The 20052-nt window shown below is 67.5% G+C and carries 15 protein-coding genes and 1 pseudogene; 3 read left to right on the top strand and 13 right to left on the bottom strand.

What is annotated here, in order from left to right:
- Positions 1-78: 78 nt before the first annotated feature.
- Complete coding sequence (locus tag CP973_RS09940) at positions 79-579, bottom strand: peptidylprolyl isomerase (RefSeq protein ID WP_150239413.1); 501 nt, start codon at positions 577-579, stop codon at positions 79-81.
- A gap of 217 nt (positions 580-796) precedes the next feature.
- Here CP973_RS09940 and CP973_RS09935 point away from each other — a divergent pair, with 217 nt between their 5' ends.
- Both CP973_RS09935 and CP973_RS09930 read left to right on the top strand, forming a co-directional pair.
- On the top strand, positions 797-1051 hold the full coding sequence (locus tag CP973_RS09935) for a hypothetical protein (RefSeq protein WP_150239411.1): 255 nt from the start codon (positions 797-799) through the stop codon (positions 1049-1051).
- A 35-nt stretch (positions 1052-1086) separates the two neighbouring features.
- Positions 1087-1401, top strand: a pseudogene (locus tag CP973_RS09930) (NUDIX hydrolase); the annotation flags it as partial.
- Positions 1402-1589: 188 nt separating this feature from the next.
- Here CP973_RS09930 and CP973_RS09925 read toward each other — a convergent pair.
- The 10 genes from CP973_RS09925 to eccD all read right to left on the bottom strand — a co-directional run bounded on the left by CP973_RS09925 (position 1590) and on the right by eccD (position 14132).
- On the bottom strand, positions 1590-2426 hold the full coding sequence (locus CP973_RS09925; RefSeq protein ID WP_244409361.1) for a hypothetical protein: 837 nt from the start codon (positions 2424-2426) through the stop codon (positions 1590-1592).
- Between the two features lie 116 nt (positions 2427-2542).
- Positions 2543-4348 carry an alpha/beta hydrolase gene (locus CP973_RS09920; RefSeq protein WP_150239407.1) on the bottom strand — a complete coding sequence of 602 codons (1806 nt, stop codon included), beginning with the start codon at positions 4346-4348 and terminating at the stop codon, positions 2543-2545.
- A gap of 7 nt (positions 4349-4355) precedes the next feature.
- On the bottom strand, positions 4356-4820 hold the full coding sequence (locus CP973_RS09915; RefSeq protein WP_150239405.1) for a hypothetical protein: 465 nt from the start codon (positions 4818-4820) through the stop codon (positions 4356-4358).
- Positions 4821-5161: 341 nt separating this feature from the next.
- Positions 5162-5458, bottom strand: a complete 297-nt coding sequence (locus CP973_RS09910; RefSeq protein WP_150239403.1) for a WXG100 family type VII secretion target — start codon at positions 5456-5458, stop codon at positions 5162-5164.
- Positions 5459-5539: 81 nt separating this feature from the next.
- Positions 5540-5902, bottom strand: coding sequence for a WXG100 family type VII secretion target (locus CP973_RS09905; RefSeq protein ID WP_150239401.1), 363 nt, complete (start codon positions 5900-5902; stop codon positions 5540-5542).
- A gap of 146 nt (positions 5903-6048) precedes the next feature.
- Positions 6049-7104 (bottom strand): type VII secretion-associated serine protease mycosin, encoded by a 1056-nt coding sequence (mycP, locus tag CP973_RS09900; protein ID WP_244409360.1) that lies wholly within the window; start codon positions 7102-7104, stop codon positions 6049-6051.
- A 1890-nt stretch (positions 7105-8994) separates the two neighbouring features.
- Entirely contained in the window at positions 8995-9486 is a 492-nt protein-coding gene (locus tag CP973_RS09895) for a hypothetical protein (RefSeq protein WP_150239399.1), read from the bottom strand.
- A gap of 194 nt (positions 9487-9680) precedes the next feature.
- Complete coding sequence (mycP, locus tag CP973_RS09890) at positions 9681-10835, bottom strand: type VII secretion-associated serine protease mycosin (RefSeq protein ID WP_150243377.1); 1155 nt, start codon at positions 10833-10835, stop codon at positions 9681-9683.
- A 172-nt stretch (positions 10836-11007) separates the two neighbouring features.
- A complete protein-coding gene (gene eccB, locus CP973_RS09885) occupies positions 11008-12555 on the bottom strand; it encodes a type VII secretion protein EccB (RefSeq protein WP_150239396.1) in 1548 nt (515 codons plus the stop codon).
- Between the two features lie 95 nt (positions 12556-12650).
- Positions 12651-14132, bottom strand: coding sequence for a type VII secretion integral membrane protein EccD (gene eccD / locus CP973_RS09880; RefSeq protein ID WP_150239394.1), 1482 nt, complete (start codon positions 14130-14132; stop codon positions 12651-12653).
- 277 nt (positions 14133-14409) lie between these two features.
- Between eccD and eccCa the strand changes: the two genes are divergently transcribed.
- Entirely contained in the window at positions 14410-18369 is a 3960-nt protein-coding gene (eccCa, locus tag CP973_RS09875) for a type VII secretion protein EccCa (protein ID WP_150239392.1), read from the top strand.
- A 586-nt stretch (positions 18370-18955) separates the two neighbouring features.
- Here the strand turns inward: eccCa and CP973_RS09870 are convergent.
- Entirely contained in the window at positions 18956-19273 is a 318-nt protein-coding gene (locus tag CP973_RS09870; protein ID WP_150239390.1) for a hypothetical protein, read from the bottom strand.
- Between the two features lie 77 nt (positions 19274-19350).
- The gene (locus tag CP973_RS09865; protein ID WP_150239388.1) at positions 19351-19689 is read right to left on the bottom strand and encodes a hypothetical protein; all 339 of its coding nucleotides are present in this window, start codon (positions 19687-19689) and stop codon (positions 19351-19353) included.
- Positions 19690-20052: the final 363 nt, after the last annotated feature.

Genomic DNA, 20052 nt, shown 5'->3' with positions numbered 1-20052 from the left:
CGCCGGATCTGCGAGCGCACGCGAAGGCCCCCGGGACACCGTCCCGGGGGCCTTCGCCCGTCTGACGCTACGGACCCGTTACGCGGCGTCCACGACGCCCGAGGACGCCACCTCGATCTTCGCGGAGGTGGCACCGGAACGGGACCCCAGCCCCTCGATCCGCTTCACCAGCTCCGTACCCTCGACGACCTCGCCGAAGACGACGTGCGCGCCGTCCAGCCAGGGGGTCTCGACCGTCGTGATGAAGAACTGGGAGCCGTTGGTGTTGCGGCCGGCGTTCGCCATCGACAGCAGGAACGGGCGGTCGTGCTTCAGCTCGAAGTTCTCGTCCGGGAAGCGGTCGCCGTAGATGCTCTTGCCACCGGTGCCGTTACGGCGGGTGAAGTCACCGCCCTGGAGCATGAACTCGGGGATGACCCGGTGGAAGGGCGACCCCGCGTAACCGAAGCCGTGCTCGCCGGTGGCCAGCTCGCGGAAGTTGCGGGCCGTCTTGGGCACGACGTCGTCGTACAGCTTGAAAACGATGCGCCCCGCCGGGGCGTCGTCGATGGTGATATCGAAAAATACGTTGGAACTCATGGAAGCCATCCTTCCACTTCCCGTCCCCGCCCCGCGCCGCCGGTCAACGCTACCAACGAACGTCACCGGTCCACGCCGCCCGACAACCTCGCCGGTCAACGCCGCCCCTCGCCGGACGCCCGGCCGGACCCGCGTGGGCGGCGAGGCCAAGCGCCGGAGAGCCGAGCAAACCGCCGCCCCCATGGCGATCTCCCACCCACCCGGCAGACAATGCGGCATGACCGAACGGCTCTGGATGCTCTGGTACCGCCGGTTACCGCCCGCCCCCGACGAACCGCTGCCCCCGGCCCGCGAAGCCCGAATCCGGGAACTCGGCGAGCAGTGCGCCCGGGACGGCACCCACGCCATCGAGGAGACACACACCACAGTCGGCGACCTCCTTGCCGAGATCGACCGACTGCGCCCGCTGTTGGAGCTGATGGACGCGCCGTACGACCGGGCGCGTCAACCTCCTGAAAGCGGCCGTGAGTGACACCGACCTCAGCCGGTCTTCTGGCGGTCGGGGCCGTCCCCGGAGGGCGCCGGGAACCCGGCGAGACACCGGAACAATGCATGCGGCGCGAACTGCGCGAGGAAGCCGGCGTCACCGCCACCAACTGGCGCCCCCTCGGCTCCTACGCCATCGCCCTGCACTCATCCGCCCGCATCCACCTCTACCTCGCGGAAGATCTCACCTGCGGCCCCCAACAGTTCACGCCAAGCGAAGAAAACTTCAAACTCATGTGGTGGCCCTTGCCCGACGCGATCCAGGCCGCCCCCGAAGGCCGCTTCCTACTCCAAGGCGGCCCGCTCGCGCTACTGCTCGCCCAGCAAACCGCCTGATTCCCGACAAGAACTGAACGACTCCTCCATCATGTCCATGGCGCGCATCGAACTCGAAGAGCCCTCTGGCAACGCCGTGGCCACGCCTCCTTCATCAGTCGGTCGGCCCCACGCGCCCCGGCGGCACGCCCTAACCGTCTCATTGGACAGCTCAGGTACGTGGAGGCGAGCCAACTCTTTGGGCACTGTCACATGTCAGTGCGCAGCACAGCTGCCGCCGGCACGGTCACGGCGACTCGGATAGCGCCGGTGGATGACGGAGCGATCTGGGCAATGCTGTCATCGTCGGCATGCCGCGCAACTATCGAAGAGGAGCCGGCGCGCGTCTTCAGATGGCGCACGGTCCAGCCCGCGCTCGCGAGATGCTCCTGAGCGCTCTTCATGGCCCGGAATGTCTCGTCCTCAGTGAGCGGTGCAGTCGACCAGGCATGGTGGAGCCACGTGCCGTCGGCGTCCTGGACCGTGCGGGGCCGATCGTCCTGCTCTGGGGCATGCGGGGCGCGGAGGGCGTCGTAGATACGGCTGGAGTGGGCCAAAACCTGGCGTTCGGCGCGCTCGTCGTTGTGGGTGGAGCGCAGCGCGGACGGGGTTGTGGAGGACTTTCCGGACCCCACGTCCAGGAAGCACGGCGAGGTCACCGTGATGGCGGCAAGGCCATCGCCCGTCTTGCGGTCCACGACGCCCGTGAGGGCCTCTACCGAGAAGTCGTCCGGCTTGCTACGCATGTTCACGGAAGGGAAAGGGTCGGCCCAGTCCCCGTCTGCTGTTGCGGACGTGAACCTGTACCCCTGCTTCACCCACGCGTCCCTAGCCTGTCGCACGAGCTTCTTGGCTTCGGCCCCAGGGACTCCCGTCAGCTGGTATGAACGGTGGACCTGCACGCGATCGTCAGGACGGTTGTCATCCCAAGCGATACAGGGGCCAGTCCGGTTCCCAACAGGCTTCAAAATCGGTTTGGGTGACATACCATCGACCGCCTGGTGGATGATTTCCTCTGCGCGATCGATCGCGTGCCGCTCGCTCATCCTGATTTGCTTAAGCGTCGCCTCATTACCCATAGGACCGTCCTTCTGTGTACTGCATGCCGCCATTGCAACTGACACGGCCAGCAATGCGATAGCTGAAGCCACTCTGCGCAGGTTCACGAGCGCCCTTGCCTTCCGGTCACAATTTTGGCCAACTCCTTGAGAGGCTCGTTATCCCAATACTGCGAGTGAGCAGGCATGAAGCCGTCCGCCCCAGGGGCCTTGCCGTCCGGCACCTTGAACGTGCGTCCACCAAAGTCGTCCGTTGTAGGGTCGGTTCCATAGAGGATCGAATGGTCGTCGAAGAGACGCTTGTACGCCATAGGATTCAGGATCGACAGTTCCCCGGCCTGCGGCGGAGCGAGATTGATGAGGTCGTTCTTTGCAGTAGCTGCCCACACGCGATCAGGCGGAATGTTCAGGTCCTTCGCATGGTCCACGCCTACGCCGGGACTGCCCACAAGGATGGCATTGTCCACTGGCAGATCGGGGTTATCACGCATGGTCTCCCCGGCGACGAGTGTTCCGTAGCTGTGTCCCAGGACCGTCGAATTCACGTTTCCGCCATGGGCCGTTTCAATCCCGGTGAGGAAGTTCCTCAGGGGCCCTCGCGCTTCGTCGGCGAACTTCGGATCCATCGCGTCGCCGACGATATCCTGTGGGGCGTCGTAGCCTTGCCAGAGAATCGACGCCGTCTTGTGCGCGGGATCGACGATTTCCGCCTTCTGCTGTAGCGACTCAGCCCTTTCAATATTATCGAGGACAGAACTCAGCTTGGCACCTGTCCCGGGTACGAACGTCACCACATTGTCCGCAGTGTCCGGGTTCCCTATCGACACGATGGCGTGGCCCAGGTTGTTGTTGTCGAATCCAAGCAGATATGCCGGTGGGCGTCCACCGGAGACTTCGAAGCGCTTCTGAACATCCTCCATACCTGTGAGGCGACCCTTAAGTTCCTCCTTCTTCTCGTTCCACTTCTTCCACTCCTCAGTTTCAACCATCGCACCCTTCACCTGGTATCCCCCGTAGGGGCTGATGTAGGGTCGATACCGCTGGGGCTCCTTCTCCAGCCAGTTGTTCAACTGCAGCTGCGTGGTGCCATGCGTCTCCGCTAGTACAATGCGGTTCGCCTCGTCGCGCACTGTGGACGGGAGACCGTCCAACCGTCCTACACTCGCCGGGTAAAGCGCGGTGTACTCGTCGCGCTGTTCCTGATTGAGGCTCTCCCACCACTTCTTGTTGTCAGCGGGCGACTTGCCCTTGGGGATATCGCCCTCTTTGAGGTAGCCGCCTGCGGCCTTCCGCACATCCTTGAGGTCCTGACCTGCGTCGGCCCAGACAGCATCGTCGACCTTCAGCCCCCGGGCCGCCTTGAGTTTGGCCAAGACCGACCGATAGCGCCAGTCCACCTCGACCGCATCACGCACCGCAGCGGCGATGCGCTCGGCGATGTCCTCTGCTCTGCCCTTGTTGAGGTTGGTGCCCCCCTCTGCCTTGCCGGGGAGGAACGGGATGGGGGCACCAGGCGTTGCAGTACCACTCGTCTCAGCGGCGAAGGGGACCGAAGCCGGGTACTGGACCGAGCCGTTCGGATTCACTGTGAAGCCAAGCTGCTGCGCCTCATCCAAAGCGCTCTTGAGCTTCCTCTGCGGGCCGGCGAGTTCCGAAGCGAAGCCGTTCAGCGCGGTACGGACCAGACCGCACTCGGCATGGATGTACTGAAAGTTGCGGCTCAGCCGCTCCAGGTCGCCGAGCGCGTCACGGGCCGTGTCACCGGACTGGGTGTCACGGAGCTTCGCGAGCATCTCGTTGTCGACCCTGTCCTTGGCGGCTCTCGCGCGGCTGCTGACCTCTCCCCAGCCGTCGGCTGCGTCCTTGTATTCCTGGGCCTTGAAGTCCCGCAGCTGCTGCCAGGTAATCACCGGGCCGTCACCGCCCCGCCCGCGAGTCGCCGCGACCCTGCTGCTTCGTAAATGAGTGCGCCACTCTCGCGTCGACCTCGCCGAACTCCTTGCCCGCCGCCCTGAGCGCGCCCTCAAGCCGGTGGCACTCGGCCTTAACGTCCGCGAGCCGATCGCTCCACGTGGTACGCACCTCGTTAAGGACCGCTGGAGTCATGAACCCTTCGAGCCCCCACGTGACACCCTCATGCGCAGCACTGAGCCTGGTTGCTGCGGAACCTGTACTCGCCTGCAAGGCAGTCGCTACACCGGAGGCAGCAGTCCAGGGCCCCTGACTCGCTTTCAGGTCGGGAGATCCGCTGCCACCACCGCTTCCCCTCGCCTGCGTCGAGGCGAGCGTCATCCGGGCATCGTGGCCAGAGTCTTGAGCCGCACCTCCCGACCCGTACTGCGCCGCCTTGACCAGCTGGTCCCACTCCTCCAGGAATTCCATTCACCCTCCCCAACCCGCACGGCCCTGCTGCAAGCAGGATCGACGCTACACATGACAGCGCGCCCCGTCACAAGTACCGCTCCCTACACCACCTGAGTACACATACTCAGTCTGGCTGACGTGCCTCAACTTGATCGCGTCGGCGGACCTCGCCAGAGGCGGAGTCACGACCGGCAGAACTCAGACGAGGCCCAACGCGGCACTACGCCCATCTCCGTGCGCGATCACGTTTACTCTCCTTTGCCTGCAGGTAGCCGACGCCCACACCGCATATCCAGAATGACGTGGGGTGGACGCGCGTCCGATGCGCGCCCACCCCAAATCCATGCCATCCGTCGTTGCTAGTGGAAGAAACCAGCAGCCCGACGGTCTGTCGCCTGGTAGTCCGCGCTGCCCGCGCGGATCTTAGTGGACACCTGCTGCAAGGTGCTCTGGATGTGGCTCGCCCGGGAGTTCCACTGCCGCTCCGCAGCCTGGAATGCCTGGTGTGCCTCGCCCTCCCAGGAATCAGAGACGCGCTTGACCGCGCCCCAGATCTTGTCGAGCTCGGCCTGCAATTCCTTTGCTGCCCGCTCAATATCGGCGGCGGTCTGTTCCAGAGCGCCATATGTAACCCGAAGGTTCTGGTCGCCGGCCATACTCTCCCCCACTTATCGGAGTTGTTACTCGGTGGTCGTGATGTGCCCGCCGGGAGCCATGCCCCAGCTCTACGGCAGTGGCTAGTAGTTGCTGATGCCGCTGGCAGAGCCGGGGGCGAGGTGACCACCCGGCGCGCCCCCGTTCACGTCGATGCTCCGGAAGCTGGACAGCACCTCGGAGTCATTGGCGTCGCTGGTGACGCTGGTGCGGGCGACGGCGTCGTTGATGCCGTCGAGCATGCGGCGCAGCGCGGCGTGGTCCTCGTTGAGCGCGTTCTGTGCCTGCCGGAAGGCACTCGCACCCTGTCCCGTCCACGCGGTCTCAACGGCCGCGATGGCGTTCACCAGCGTCCGCAGCTGCGCCGACATCGACTGGCTGCCGCTCTGGATCTCGCTCTTGAGCTTCTCGATTTCCGCATATGTAAGCGCGGTGTTCCCTGCCATGATCCGCCTTCCCCCAGGAGTGAGTTATCAATCCGAGGTATCGTTCGCTCCTCGGATTCGGTTGACATTCGCATCCTCTAGATGCGGCCCGACTATCCAGCCGCTCTCTCAACAAGCGACCGCAGCCTCGATTCCCTTTCTTGAAGTTATTGTTGCTTTTGCCGACGCCGGGCCACCGCAAAGCCACCACCGATGAGAACCAGGACCGCGGCGCCGACTCCGGCGATGACCGGCCAGGTCGTGGAGCCGTCGCCATCCACCTGACGCGTCTGCTTCCGCACCGCGCCAGCGCTGTTCTTGCTGCGCTCTGGTTGCGGCTCCGTGGACGGCGCGGCAGTCTCGCGGACGGCGAGCAGCGGGTTGACGTCAGCGGGGCCGGGATTGCCCTCCTTGTCCAGCAAGACCTTGCGTGGGCGGACGATCCCATAGCCGAGATACGTGCTCGGGACCTTGCCGCCCTCCGGCTTACCGGCGGTCTCCATCATGACCCGTAGAACCTGGTTGTTGGTCCAGTCCGGATGACTGGACCAGATCAATGCCGCCGAGGCTGAGGCGATGGCTGTGGCATCACTGGTTCCGTCCTCAACGCAGTGCCGGAGTTCCGTGGTACAGCGTGCGGGGATGCGGACACCAGGTGCCGCTAGCGCTACCTGCGGCCCATAGGTTGAGAATTTTGCCACTTTCAGGGACTTGTCCACAGCCCCGATTCCGACAACCCCGGGGAGGCTTGCAGGATAGGCAGGAGCGTTCCCCTCTTCTCCGCTATTTCCCGTGCCCGCGAAGATCAAGCTCCCCTTCTTGTTCGCGTAGTCAACCGCCGGTTGCAGGACAGCCCTGTTTCCGTCGCTGACCGATCCGCCCTGGGAGATGTTGATGACCTTCGCACCCTGATCCGCCGCGTAGCGGATGGATTCGGCCATGCTGACAGCCCAGTTCCCGTCAATGCTCTTGATGGGAAGGATCTTCGAGCCCGGCGCCAGGCCCCAAGGACCGTTTCCGCTCCGTCGGCCAGCGATGATCACCGCCATGCTCGTGCCATGGCCTTCATCATCGTGGTTGACGCCGCGACCTTGGCCCGTGAAGTCCTTGCCCGGCAGCAGCTGGCCACGCAGCTCGGGTACGGAGCTGTCGACGCCGCTGTCGATCACGGCAACGGTGACGCCTTGTCCAGTGCTCAGCTGCCACATGCGTTCGGCTTGCATCGCATCCAGATGCCACTGGCGTGACCTCATGTCATCCGCAACAGCTGTTGGTGCGAGCAATCCCGTACACAGGGCCGAGAGGGAGACGAGCACAGCCAGCCGGAGCTGTTTCCTCCGCCGCACGCAAATTGCCGCACGAGTCACAGTGCTGCGTCCTCCTATCCCTTGCACAACCACGACGGCCCTATTCGATCACCGGCGGCACAACCGAATCGTGCTGTGCCGTCCACGTCTCGCTGTCTTCGTGGAGATAGTCCGGTCGCTGGGCGGAACCACGCCGCCCCCGGGAGAACGACGGCGCACCCGGCACAGGGTGCATGCCGCTGGAGGCGTTACTCCGTGCCAGGCCAGATCCACCAGGCGTGAAGTCCGCCGCCCCGCCACGCGGTACCTGTGCTCGTCCGACCGCTCGTCCCAGATCGGAGGCCGCGCCCCGGCCCGCCCCGGACGGTATACCGGGAGCATGGCCTTCAACGGTGCCTCCCGCACCGCTCCGGCCCATCACGGAGCCGTGCTCCCCGGGGCGCTGCTCGCCGCCCACCACCGGTCCACCGGGTGCAGCTCCCACAGTGCCGCCAGGTTCGTATGCCCAGCGAGGTCCGGGAACACCCTGGCTCACGCCACTGCTCGTTCTTCCCGGATAGCCACGTGCCATCGCACCACGGTCCTCGCCCATGACCAGGCCTCGGGGCGCGCTGACAGACTCTCCGCGAGGGAGAACCGGTCGCTGACCAGAGCTTCCCGTACCACCACCGGTCGCCGTACTGCCGGCGGCGGGAGGGTTGCCTCCAGAGCCCACCGGCCTGGACGGGAGCACACCTCGTTCCTCTCCCATGACCTTCCCGCCGGACACCCCGGGACGTCCGGTTGCGGTCCCGCCACGTTGCGTGGTCCCGCCGACGATGCCGTCTCCTTCAGCCCTACGGGGCAGCTTCTCCACCATGCCGGGCCGAGCGACATTCGACTGCGGGCCTCGTGTCGTACTTCCGCGATCCGAAGGGGTCTTCACCGTCCCAGGGATGGTCGACGGTCCAGGTACGACAGGGCCAGGGGGGTTTCCAGAGCTCCCGGGGTGGGCCGGAACGGTGCCGCCCTGCGGCGACGTCGCATCGGGCAGCAGTACCGGCGCAGTGGAGTTAACAGCCGTACCCACCTGCGTGTCCTGCCGCACGCCACCAACGGACGCACTGGAGGCCCCTACGTGCGGCTCACCACTGCTGCTGCCCGTTGAAGAAATCGTCCCTGCACCGCCCGCGCCGTTCACGGGACCACTACCCGTCGGCTGGTCCACAATTTCGAAACCCGCCGCAAAACGGCGGCTCTTAGGGGGATCCGGTACGAACCCCGATGCCGGCCTGAAGTTCGGCGGTTCCTGGCTCTCGATCTTGGCCTGGGCCGTGCGGTAGTAGGAGGCCAACCGGTTCATCGCGGCTACGGCCTCCTCGCGCTCCGGGTCCTTCATGACGAGCGCGTCCGTCGCACCACCCGCCGGAGTATGCGCTCCGCCGTTCAGCTCGACGAAGTTGCCCTTCGGTGCGGGCATCAGCTTGGCCGATCCCAGGGCGCCCGCGGCGTCTGTCAGGGCATCTCCGGTGTTGGTGGCAAAGCGGGCCAGCTTGTGGCTCTCCTTGACGGTGTCATGGCCCCACTCGCGGAAGGCTTCAGCACCCTCGCCTTCCCACTGCACCTGCTCGATGTGCGCCTTGAGCTCTGTGGCGATCCGTTCGATCTCCTTGCCGGCGTCGGCAAGGCAGGTGCCCTTGTACCCGATCTCCATGTGGTCCCCGTCGGCCACCATGGCGTACAGGGACTGGTGCGTTGCGTTCTCGAAGTTGGTGCAGCCGTGCCAGCTGGAGTTCCCCGCCATCTCTCTTTCTCTTCCCCCTCGCGTCAGATGCCGTCGGCGCCCGCGGACTGCCCTTCGCCCCTGCCCGAAGTGGCAGGACTGGCGGCACCGGCGGGCTGCTGCTCCGGCCGCGGCGCCTTGTACAGCTCCTGGGTGCGGCGCTGGATGGCCGCCAGGCGGTCCTTCACACCGGTGTCGATGGCCTCGTAGCCGTGTTCGGCGACCTGGGCGCCGATGCCCAGCGTGTCGATCTGGTCGCCGAACGCCTTGGAGAAAGTCTCCAGTTGGGTCAGCACCTTCTCGTACGCCGCGGCCAGCCCCTCCGCCTCGCCGAACCCCTGTCCGAAGGAAGCAGGAGCGATCCTGCGGTGGCCGAGCGTCCCGGGGTCGGCGTTCGATGCCCGCAAACGCTCCAGCAGGGCATCGACCCGCTTCTTGAAGCTCGCCAGCGTTTCGGCCTCGACAGCCAGGTCGGCGCTCTTGCCCTGCGGCGCCGCCCCGTTGACCCGCATACCTGTGGTCGCGTCAGCCCCCATGGCGCGTCCCTCCCCGGAAACTGCTACTCGTAAGTCACCAACGTCGGGAGCCACTCTAGCTACCGCCTCTGACAACAACCGCCCGTTTTGCGCTCACGCATTCGGAAGCCCCAACTGCATGCAAGTCGTAACAGCAAGAGTAGTTGCCCGCGCTATCGAACTCATGAGCTCAGACCCCGTCGGCATGAGTACGGCTACTCATTGACGCGCGCGGCCCGCCCGCGTATGTCCCGTTTGCGCATGTCCCGCCAGACGACCGCCACGCCCGCGATAACAGCGACCGCCACGCCGCCCACTCCCAGGCCGTACGTCGCGTACCGCTCCATCCGTTCCTCCGGGCTCTCGCCATCGGGCCAGGCGGTGGGGTCCGGGGGCGTGGCCTTGGCCAGGCCGTTGTTCGCGCTCGGGCGGTCGATGGGGTGGGCGTCGTCGGTGAGGGCGCGTACCGGGTCGACAACGCCCCAGCCTACGAAGGAGTCCTTGCCGTTGACGGTGCGTTCGGCGGTCTGCTCGATCTGGGCGACGATCTGGTGCTCCTTCCAGTCCGGGTGCTTGGCCTTCAGCAGGGCGGCGACGCCGGCGGCGTAGGGGGCGGAGAAGCTGGTGCCGTTGTCCACGCACTGGCCGCCCTTGGGCACGGTGGAGACCATGTCCACGCCAGGGGCTGCCACGCCGATGAAGTCGCCGCTCTGGGAGAAGGGGGCGCGCTCGTTGTTGCGGTCGGAGGAGGCGACGGCGAGCACCCCTTCGTACGCGGCCGGGTAGGTCTGCTTGAGCTGGCCGTCGAGGCCGTCGTTGCCTGCCGAGGCGACGACGACGATGTTCTTGTGCCGGGCTTCCTTGACGGCAGCCGCCAGGTCGGAGGTGGTGGTCAGCGGCTTGGTGGTGTCCTGGGAGATGTTGATGACGTCCGCATCGGCGGCGATAGCCTTGCGGATGGCCTGGGCCAGGGTGGCGGCGGTGCCGGTACCCTTCTCGTCGTTCTGGCGGAAGGGGATGATCGTGGCTTCGGGGGCGAGCCCGACGAAGCCGGTACCCGCACGGGGGCGGGCGGCGATGATGCCGGCGACCTTGGTGCCGTGGCCCACCGGGTCGTACGTGCCGTCCGTCGGTGTCTTCGGATCCCCCGCTGTGCCGCTCCTGCTGTCCTTGGTGTCGTGCAGGAAGTCCCAGCCGTGCTTGGAATCGACGGCGTCGCTCAACTGCGGGTTAGTGTTGTCAACACCGGTGTCGATGACGGCGACGCGTACCGGGCGACCGTGCGCGTCCCGGCCCTTGGTGTCCTGCCACAGCTGGTCGAGGACGACGCGCTGCAGGGCCCAGGGGCGTTCCTTGATCTGCTGCTTCATGGGGAAGGTGCAGACGCCGTTCCCCTCAGGGGCCGAGGTCACGCCCTCCCCGTCCGCGGCGTGGGCGGCGCCGGCCGGAGCCATGGGGGCAATGCCTCCGATCAGTGCCACGAGCAGGGTGGCCGCCGCCCGTGCGGCTGGTGTTCTCCTCCTCACTGCGTCTCCCCGTCCCTTATGAGCCCTGGGGCTGGCGGGCGGCGTTCGCATCCAGCCGAGGTCCCATCGGCAGGAACTGCGACCAGTTCGTCGGCACCAGCACCGGTTTGATGTCCTTGTAACCAAGGAGGGTCTGCGCCCGGTTGGTCTCCTGCGGGCGCTCGCCGGAATGCTGTTCCTTGGCTGTGCCTGGGGTGCCGGATTGTTTGGCGCTGCTGTCGTTGTTCGTCTGAACGCCGTAGCGCAGGCCGGTGTCCGTGACGAGGAAGTGCGCTCCGGAACTGGCGTCTCCCGGCTGGATCTGCTTGTAGAACAGGCCGGTCCCCGGGGTGACGTACGCGCTGGTGCCGCCGTTGGCGATCTGCTGGGGGAAATCCGCTCCCGCCCAGGTACTCAGTTCCGTATCGCCGGTCTTCGACACCGCACGCAGCACACTGCAGACCGTAGTACCGCGGCCGCCCTGCGCCGTGTCGGTGTTGACCTGTTCGGCAACCCCCTGCGGCCACTGCTTCTCGGCAAACAGGTGCTGCGCCTCGGGGGTGAAGGACTGTGCGTCCACCTCGGTGGGGCGATTGTGCTGCTCCAGTGGGGCCGTCTGCTTGGAGAACAGGAGCAACTTGGCCACAAAGTCGGAGACGGGGATGACCTTGCCCGGGAGTACGACGTAGTGCTGGGTGCCAGCGCCGGTGGTCGCGCGCAGCACCATGCCGGTGCGGTTTTCGCGTCCGCCGAGGCCGTTGACGTGGGCGGGCTGGTTGACCGTACCGGGCAGGGTGGGGAAGGCGATCGGGGTGCCGTCGTGGAAGGTGGCGAGCCAGTCCTTGGTGACCGGCTGGGGCTGTCGGTCGCCCACCAGGGCGCGCAGCAGCAGTTCCGTATCAGCGCCACCGTCGATGAGGTACTTGGTGCCCTTCGGGTCGATCAGATAGCGGGCCCCGCCGGACTCCCCGGATCCCCTGGTCTCCTGGACGTAGAGGGCCTGGCCATCGTGCAGACGGCCCGGACCCTCCACCTTGTCCGTGTCACGGTCGGCGAAGAGGAAGGTGGCCTTCTGTACGGACTTGCCATTGCTGCCGGGTTGTTCGCACACCGCCCAGCGTTTGCCCTTCGCTGCCTCGGCCGCTTCCGGGAGCCGGTCGGGGGCGTACGGGATGCCCAGGGTCGGGCCGTGGGGGAGTTTTCCGCTGTCCAGTTCCCCCTCGTCGACCTTGAGGACGTCGAACCGGTCGGGTTTGAGGAGCAGCCGGGCGGAGGCCATGTTCAGGACGGGGTGCAGCTGCTTCTTGCCGCCTGTCTCCAGAACCACATACAGGGTGGTGGATTTGCTGCCCAGGATGACGTGTGCGCCGGGGGCGTCCCAGCCTTTGGGGGCCTTGGGGCGGAACATGCCCCAGGCGCCGAATCCGGACAGGATCAGGGCGGCGATGACCAGGCCGGGCAGCACCGCGCGCAGCGGGCTCGGGGCGCCCTCGTCCGTGCGGTCCGGGGAAGGCTGCAGGAAGGCGGCCACCAGCCGTTTCTTGGCGAAGGTGTAGCCGTTGAGCTCGTCCCGCCGTGATGCCATGACGCTGCGCTTCCCCCCTGCTCCCTGTTCCTGTGCGGCCGTTCCTCAGCCGTCTCGTCCTGCGTGTTCTCGGGGCCTCGGGCCCGTGGTTTCCCTCAGCCGCTGGTCATGCTCCGTGCCCGGCTGTACAGGTCCAGGACCGCCAGGCACAGCGGCATCAGGGACAGCAGCAGGAATCCGTCGGCGAGATCGAGCACCCGGCCCCAGAAGGGCGTCAGCCCCTTCTTCGGTACGGTCAGCGCGACCGTCGTCACCAGCGCCACCACGCCGATGACCACGAGCGCAAGCCACAGCGTACGCAGATCCAGCGAAGTGCGGTCTCCCGAGAGGAAGTCGTTCAGCATCCCGGTGGGCGGATTGAAGGCCACCCCCAGTACGAGGAGACACAGCGCTGCCAGGCCGGCGACGACCGTGCAGGCAACCTGGGCGGTGTAGCGGAAGAGCCGGGCGCGCAGCAGCGTCGCCAGGCCGGTGGCCAGCGCCAGCAGCTGGGCCCATGTGGAGGGAGCGAAGCCGAGGACGCCCGCGGCGCCGATGAGGACCACGCAACAGCCGCCGAGCAGTCCGAGCAGCAGCTCATGGCCGCGGCGGGCCTGGGCGGCGACGCGCTCCTCGTCGACGGGGTCCAGGCCGATGGGCTCCTCATCACCCCTCAGTTCCGCTCCCGCTTCCCGTCCCTCGCTCAGGCTGCGCGGTGTGACGTACCCGATGGGCAGCCGGGCCAGGCGCGTGGCCAGTCCCGGCAGGAAGGCCATCAGGCCGATGGCCACGGGCGCGCAGACGGCTGCGGCCTGGGTGGCCGTGGCCTCGCTGATGATGGCGAGGAATGCGGCGAGGGTGCCGACGGCCGAGGCGAACGTGGCGGCGATGAACGGCGCATCACCGGACGGCGACAGCACGACAAGAGTGACGGAAACCATGAGCACGGCAATACAGCCCAGCAGGAACTGCAGCCGCCCGGCCCCGTGGCCGGCGTCCGGACCGACGATCCCCGAGCCCGCGCACAGCACGACCGGCAGCGCGCCCAGGCCGAGTGCGACGGCTGACGGCTGGTCCTCATAAACCCGAGCCCGTACCCCCGCGAACGCGGCCAACAGCACACCCGCCGTACCGGCGATCACGCCCGGCAGACCGTGCATGTCGTGCCGTACCGGGTCGGCGGACCACAGCACGAGGGCGAGGAGGACGAGCAGCACCCCGACTCCGGCCAGGCCAGCCCCGCGCAGCAGGCCGTCGTGCCACAGACGGCGGTCGCGGGTGACGGCGGCGGCCACCGCATCGGAGACATCGTCGAAGACCGCCGGCGGGAGCGACTGCGCGAAGGGGCGCAGGTGCAGCATCTCACCGTCGACGACGCGCTGGTCGGCGAGCGTACGGGCGCTGTCGAGGGCGCTGCCGTCGGCGCGGAAGAGGTAGTAGCCGGTCGGCGCGCCCGGGGGCTGTCGTTGTCCGGTCAGGCGCAGGATCTCCGGGTAGATGTCGGAGACCGGGATGTTCTCGGGCAGTGCCACGTCGATACGACTGTCGGGGGCGACCACCGCGATCCTGCGGAAGCCGGTTCCCGTGCTCGTGCTCATCGTGTTCAGCTCTGCCCCCTGCCACCTGGCCATCCGGCCACTCGGTCATATGGCCGCTCGGTCACGTGATCGTTGCCACGCTCGATCCGTACGCGGTCGGTGCCGCGGACTATCGTGCCACCGCACTTCTGAGTCACCGGCTCCTTTGTGTCATCGAGCCGTGCAGCCCTTCCCATCTGTCACATTAGTCGGCAGTAGGATCGCCTGGTGCGGGGGGCGCCGTCGCCAGGGGGCGATCGGTACGGAACTTCCCTCCGTGTCGAGGGATTGATGCTCGGTGAGCCAGATCGTCGTCAAGCGCCCGCCGCGGGCGCTTCCGCCCGGCCCCGCCACGGACGAGCTGCAGCTGCAGGCCCCGCCGGAGCTGCCGCGCGGCCAGCAGGAGGGCGTGCTGATGCAGCTCCTGCCGATGATCGGCATGGGCTCGTCGGTCGTGTTCTTCTTCATGCCGGGCCTGCCTGGCTTCATGCGCATCATGGGCGCGCTGATGCTGCTTTCGACGATCGGCATGGTCATCGCCCAGATCGTCCGCTACCGCAGAGGCACCCAGGGCGAGATGGCGCAGAGCCGTCGGGACTACCTCAAGTACCTGGCGCAGACCCGCCGTCGGATCCTCCGTACGGCCACCGCCCAACAGGGCGCCCAGCACTACCTACACCCGGCCCCCGACCAGCTGTGGTCCCTCGTCGCCGAGGGCAGCCGCATCTGGGAGCGCCGCATCGGCGATGCCGACTTCGGCCAGGCCCGTATCGGCCTGGGCACCCAGCAGCTGGCCACTCCGCTTGTTGCCCCCGACACCGCCCCCGTCGACGAACTCGAACCGCTGACCGCCGGCATCATGCAGCGCTTCCTGGCCGCTCACGGCTCGCTGCACAACATGCCGGTCGCGGTCTCCCTGCGCGCCTTCTACCACCTCACGGTCTCCGGCGACCCGGCCTGCGCCCAGGGCACGGCCCGCGCCCTGATCGGTCAGCTCGTCACCCTGCACTCCCCCGCCGACCTTCTGGTCGCCGTGGTGGCGGCCCCCGGCGCCGTCGGACGCTGGGAGTGGACGAAGTGGCTGCCGCATGCCCAGCTGCCCGGCTCGGCTGACGGGGCCGGCACCCGCCGCCTGTTCACCGACGACGTCACCGAACTCGAAACCCTCCTGGTCGGCCACCTCGCCGACCGCCCCCGCTTCAACCGCGACGCCCCGCCTCTCCTCGACCGGCCCCACCTCGTCATCATCCTGGACGGCGGCATGGTCCCCCCGGACTCTGTCCTCGCCGCCCCGGAGGGTCTCCAGGGCGTCACCGTCATCGAGGTCGTCTCCGGCGAGCTCGACGAACCCCGTGGCGGCCTGTCCGTATCCGCCCACCCCACCCGCCTGCGTCTGGAATCCGCCGTCTCGGTCTACAACGGCACCCCCGACCTGCTCTCCCTGGAACGCGCCGACACCCTCGCCCGACAGCTCGCGCCCCTGTATGTGGACGGCACGGACGAGGACGAGCCGCTCCTGGCCAACCTGGACTTCACCGATCTCCTCGACCTCGGCGACGCCGCCCACGTCGAGGTCGCCCGCACCTGGCGTCCCCGCTCCCAGGCCGAACGCCTGCGCGTCCCGATCGGTATCGACGAATCCGGGCAGCCCGTCATGCTCGACCTCAAGGAGGCCGCGCAGAACGGCATGGGCCCGCACGGCCTGTGCGTCGGCGCGACCGGTTCCGGTAAATCCGAGCTCCTGCGCACCCTCGTCCTGGGCCTGTCGGTCACCCACTCCTCCGAGACCCTCAACTTCGTCCTCGCCGACTTCAAGGGCGGGGCCACCTTCGCCGGCATGTCCGCCCTGCCCCACGTCGCCGCCGTCATCACCAACCTCGCCGACGACCTCTCCCTGGTCGACCGCATGGGTGACTCCATACGCGGCGAACTCCAGCGCCGCCAAGAGCTGCTACGCCAGGCCGGCAACTTCGCCAACATCCACGACTACGAAAAGGCCCGGGCCGCCGGCCACGCCCTCGACCCGCTGCCGTCCCTCGTCATCGTCATCGACGAGTTCAGCGAGCTGCTCACCGCCAAGCCCGACTTCATCGAGATGTTCATCCAGATCGGCCGCATCGGCCGGTCCCTGGGTGTCCATCTTCTCCTGGCCTCCCAGCGCCTGGAGGAGGGCCGCCTGCGCGGTCTGGACACCTACCTCTCCTACCGCATCGGCCTGCGTACCTTTTCCGCCGCCGAATCCCGCGTCGCCCTCGGTGTCCCCGACGCCTACCACCTCCCCACCGTCCCCGGCTCCGGCTACCTCAAGTTCGGTACGGACGAGATGACCCGCTTCAAGGCCGCCTACGTCTCAGGCCCCCACCGCTCAGCTGCCAGCCACACGGACCACGGCGCCCTCCCCGTACAGCAGCCCGCGGCCCTCTTCACCGCCGCGCCCGTCCCCGTCGCCGCCACCCCGGCCACGCAGCCCACCCCCGAGGTCCCCGCACCGGTCGACGACGCCCACGACGCCCTGGCCGACACCGTCCTGGACGTCATCGTCCGCCGCCTGGACGGCCAGGGACCGCCCGCCCACCGGGTCTGGCTCCCGCCCCTGGACACCTCCCCCAGCCTCGACCAGCTCCTCCCGGAACTCACCGTCACTCCGGAGCGCGGCCTACACGCCTCGACCTACCGCGCCACCGGCCAGCTCACTGTCCCCTTCGGCCTGGTCGACAAGCCCTTCGAACAGCGCCGCGACCTCCTCCACCACGACTTCTCCGGCGCCACCGGCCACCTCCTGATCGTCGGCGGCCCCCAGTCCGGCAAGTCCACCCTTCTGCGCACCCTCATCAGCGCCTTCGCACTCACCCACACCCCCCATGAGGTCCAGTTCTACGGCCTCGACTTCGGCGGCGGCGCGCTCAGCTCCGTCGCCGCCCTCCCGCACGTTGGCTCCATCGCCTCCCGTCTGGACCCCGAACGCATCCGCCGCACCATCGCCGAAGTCGCCGGCATCCTCGCCCGCCGCGAGGAGTACTTCCGCACCCACGACATCGACACCATCGCCACCTACCGCCGACGCCGCGCCGAAGGCCGCCTCCCCGACCAGCAATGGGGCGACGTCTTCCTCGTCATCGACGGCTGGGGCCCCTTCAAGGACGAATACGAACTCCTGGAGCCGGTCGTCACCGACCTCGCCTCCCGCGGCCTCGGCTTCGGCATCCACGTCATCCTCACCGCCTCCCGCCACCTCGAAGTCCGCGCCGCCCTCAAGGACCAGATCCTCGGCCGCCTGGAGCTGCGCCTGACCGACCCCATGGACTCCGAATTCGACCGCAAAACCGCCGCCAACGTCCCACCCGGCGTCCCCGGCCGCGGCCAAACCCCCACCAAACTCCACTTCCTCACCGCCCTCCCCCATACACGCCAGGCCGACGGCACCACCACCGAACTCGCCGACGCCACCAGCGAGTTCGTCCATACCGTTACGGAAAACTGGTCCGGCCCCTCCGCCCCCGCCGTCCGGCTCCTCCCCCACGCCGTCCCCGCCGCCCACCTCCCCAAGGGCTCGGACTTCCCCCACCGCGGCATCGCCCTCGGCCTCGACGAAACCAACCTCGAACCCGTCTACGCCGACTTCGAAACCGACCCCTTCCTCCTCATCCTCGGCGAAAGCGAATCCGGCAAGACCGCCACCCTCCGCCACCTCGCCCACAAAATCGCCGAACGCTACACCCCCGACGAAGCTAAAATCGTCGTCGGCGACTACCGCCGCACCCTCCTCGACGCCATTCCAGACACCCACCTCCTCGAATACGCCCCCACGGATGGCTCCCTCGACATCCACATGAACGCCCTCGCCGGCCTCATGGAACGCCGTCGGCCCACCCCCGACGTCACCCCCCAGCAACTCCGCGACCGCAGCTGGTGGACCGGCCCCCGCTTCTTCGTCCTCCTCGACGACTACGACCTCATCGCCACCAGCACCAACAACCCCCTGGCCGTACTCACCGACAAACTCCCCTACGCCCGCGACACCGGCATCCACCTCATCGTCACCCGCACCACCGCCGGCATCTCCCGCGCCCTCTACGAACCCGTCCTCCAACGCCTCACCGAACTCGGCGCCCAGGCCCTCATCCTCTCCGGCGACCCCAACGAAGGCGACATCCTCGCCAACGTCCGCCCCCGCCCCATGCCACCCGGCCGCGCCCACTACATCACCCGCAAACGCGGCACATCCCTCATCCAGCTCGGCTGGCAACCCGACCAATAGCCCCAGGCGCCTAACGACGACTCCGCCTCTCGATAGGACCTCAACGCCTGCAACATACCTAAGCCACCGGACAAAGCGTCGAAGTCACCGCGCGCGACGCTCGCCAAGTATGCGCCCCATGCTCACGGACGCATGAAGTGCGACAGAAAGACCTCGACCGGGGCTCCGCGTAACCCGCCCCTATCGCCATCTGGATCAGCGACCGCGGCCGGTCCGCGCCGAGCGCCTTCTCCAGGCCACTGAGCGCATCCAGCTGAGCGAGCCGCAGCCCGTTCGGCTCCAGCGGCGGCAGCGGACGCAGGCCCGCCCGGACGGTCGGGGACTTCGGCTGCTGGTCGGCGCGCTCCATCCAATCCGCGATCGTCTCGGGCTTGTGGAAGGAAAAGACTTCACGAGAGCGGGCATCAGGGTCGAGCCGGTTGAGGAAATACGTCTCCGCGCCCGCGGTGGCATACCGGGAAAGCGAAGGGCTCATTCTGTCGCCAGACGGCGAGGCTGCGCTCTTTCAGCATTCGCTTCACGTAGCGGCTGTTCTGGGCGAGGGCGTCGTTTAGGTGCTCTCCTTCACGCTTGGCCTCGATGACGCTCACGATCTGGCCTTTGGCACACAGGACATAGCCGGCGCGGACGGTAGCGAGGTGAATTCGCGGACGGCGACTCCGAGCTTGGCCGTGGGGGCGACCTGGTCGCGGCCCTGGATCTCCCAGCCCGCTGCGGCGAGCGTCTTGTCGATGGCGACCCGCGCCTGAACCTCGTTGAGGGGCGCGGGACGCTGCGCCCGGTGAATGATCGCGTCGCGGGCGGCCGCGTCCACGCTGCTCGGCTGCTGTCGGGCGGTCTCGTACTGCGCCCGCTGCAGTCGGCGCAGCTCCTCAACCTCCGCTGTCAGCTGTTCTATCCGCACGAACAGCTCGCTTGTGCGTGACAGTACTGGCGATGAGATTCCCAGCCTCAGCGCGAGCATGGCGCTCTGTCTCGAGCTCATTTGACGGACGCGGTCAGACGGGTACGCACCTGGGTGGAGGCCTTACGGTGGCCCTCCAGGGCCTCCCTTAGAGCAGCCAGCTCCTCCGGATCCGTGATCTGCGCCTCGTCGTCCGGGTCGGTCGGCGGAACGAACTCCGCCACCGTATGTCGGCCGGTCAGCGCGTCGTGGAACCACAGCCCAAGCTCGTAGGAGGTCCGCACTGCAGCAAGAGCATGTGCCGTGTCAAATAGATGACTGGGCGCTGCCCTGTTGCGATCGAGACGCAGCTGATCGAAGTTGGCACGGACCACCTGGATCACCAGCTGCTCACCCCAACCGAAGCGGTCCAGCAAAGCCCCACCACGTCAGCGGACCCGTGTCTTCAGCAGGTGTGCCGACATGGCCACGACGAGCGAATCTCCGCAGGTCACAGGGGGTGCGGGCACGGCAAGCCCTTGTTTGCGGCTCCTGCCGAGGACTCGAACCTGCGGTCAAGCCTTGCGTCAGGTTCTGCGTTGTGCTCTCCGTCGGGGCATCGCACCGAGCCCGTGTGCCATACCGGGCTCAGCCCGCTCAATTGCGCCGACGATCACCCGTGCACGCCCCCTGGCGGCCTTGGCGCACGTGCACAACCGCGTGCACAACCAGTGGACATTCACGCGGGAACTTCCGGGAAACCGCAGGTCAGGGACGGGAGCCCGTCGGGGCGCGCAACG

It is taken from the genome of Streptomyces albofaciens JCM 4342 (assembly GCF_008634025.1).
Lineage (GTDB): Bacteria > Actinomycetota > Actinomycetes > Streptomycetales > Streptomycetaceae > Streptomyces > Streptomyces albofaciens.
Note: the sequence above shows the minus strand (reverse complement) of the source record. Positions and strands in the feature narration are given on the sequence as shown.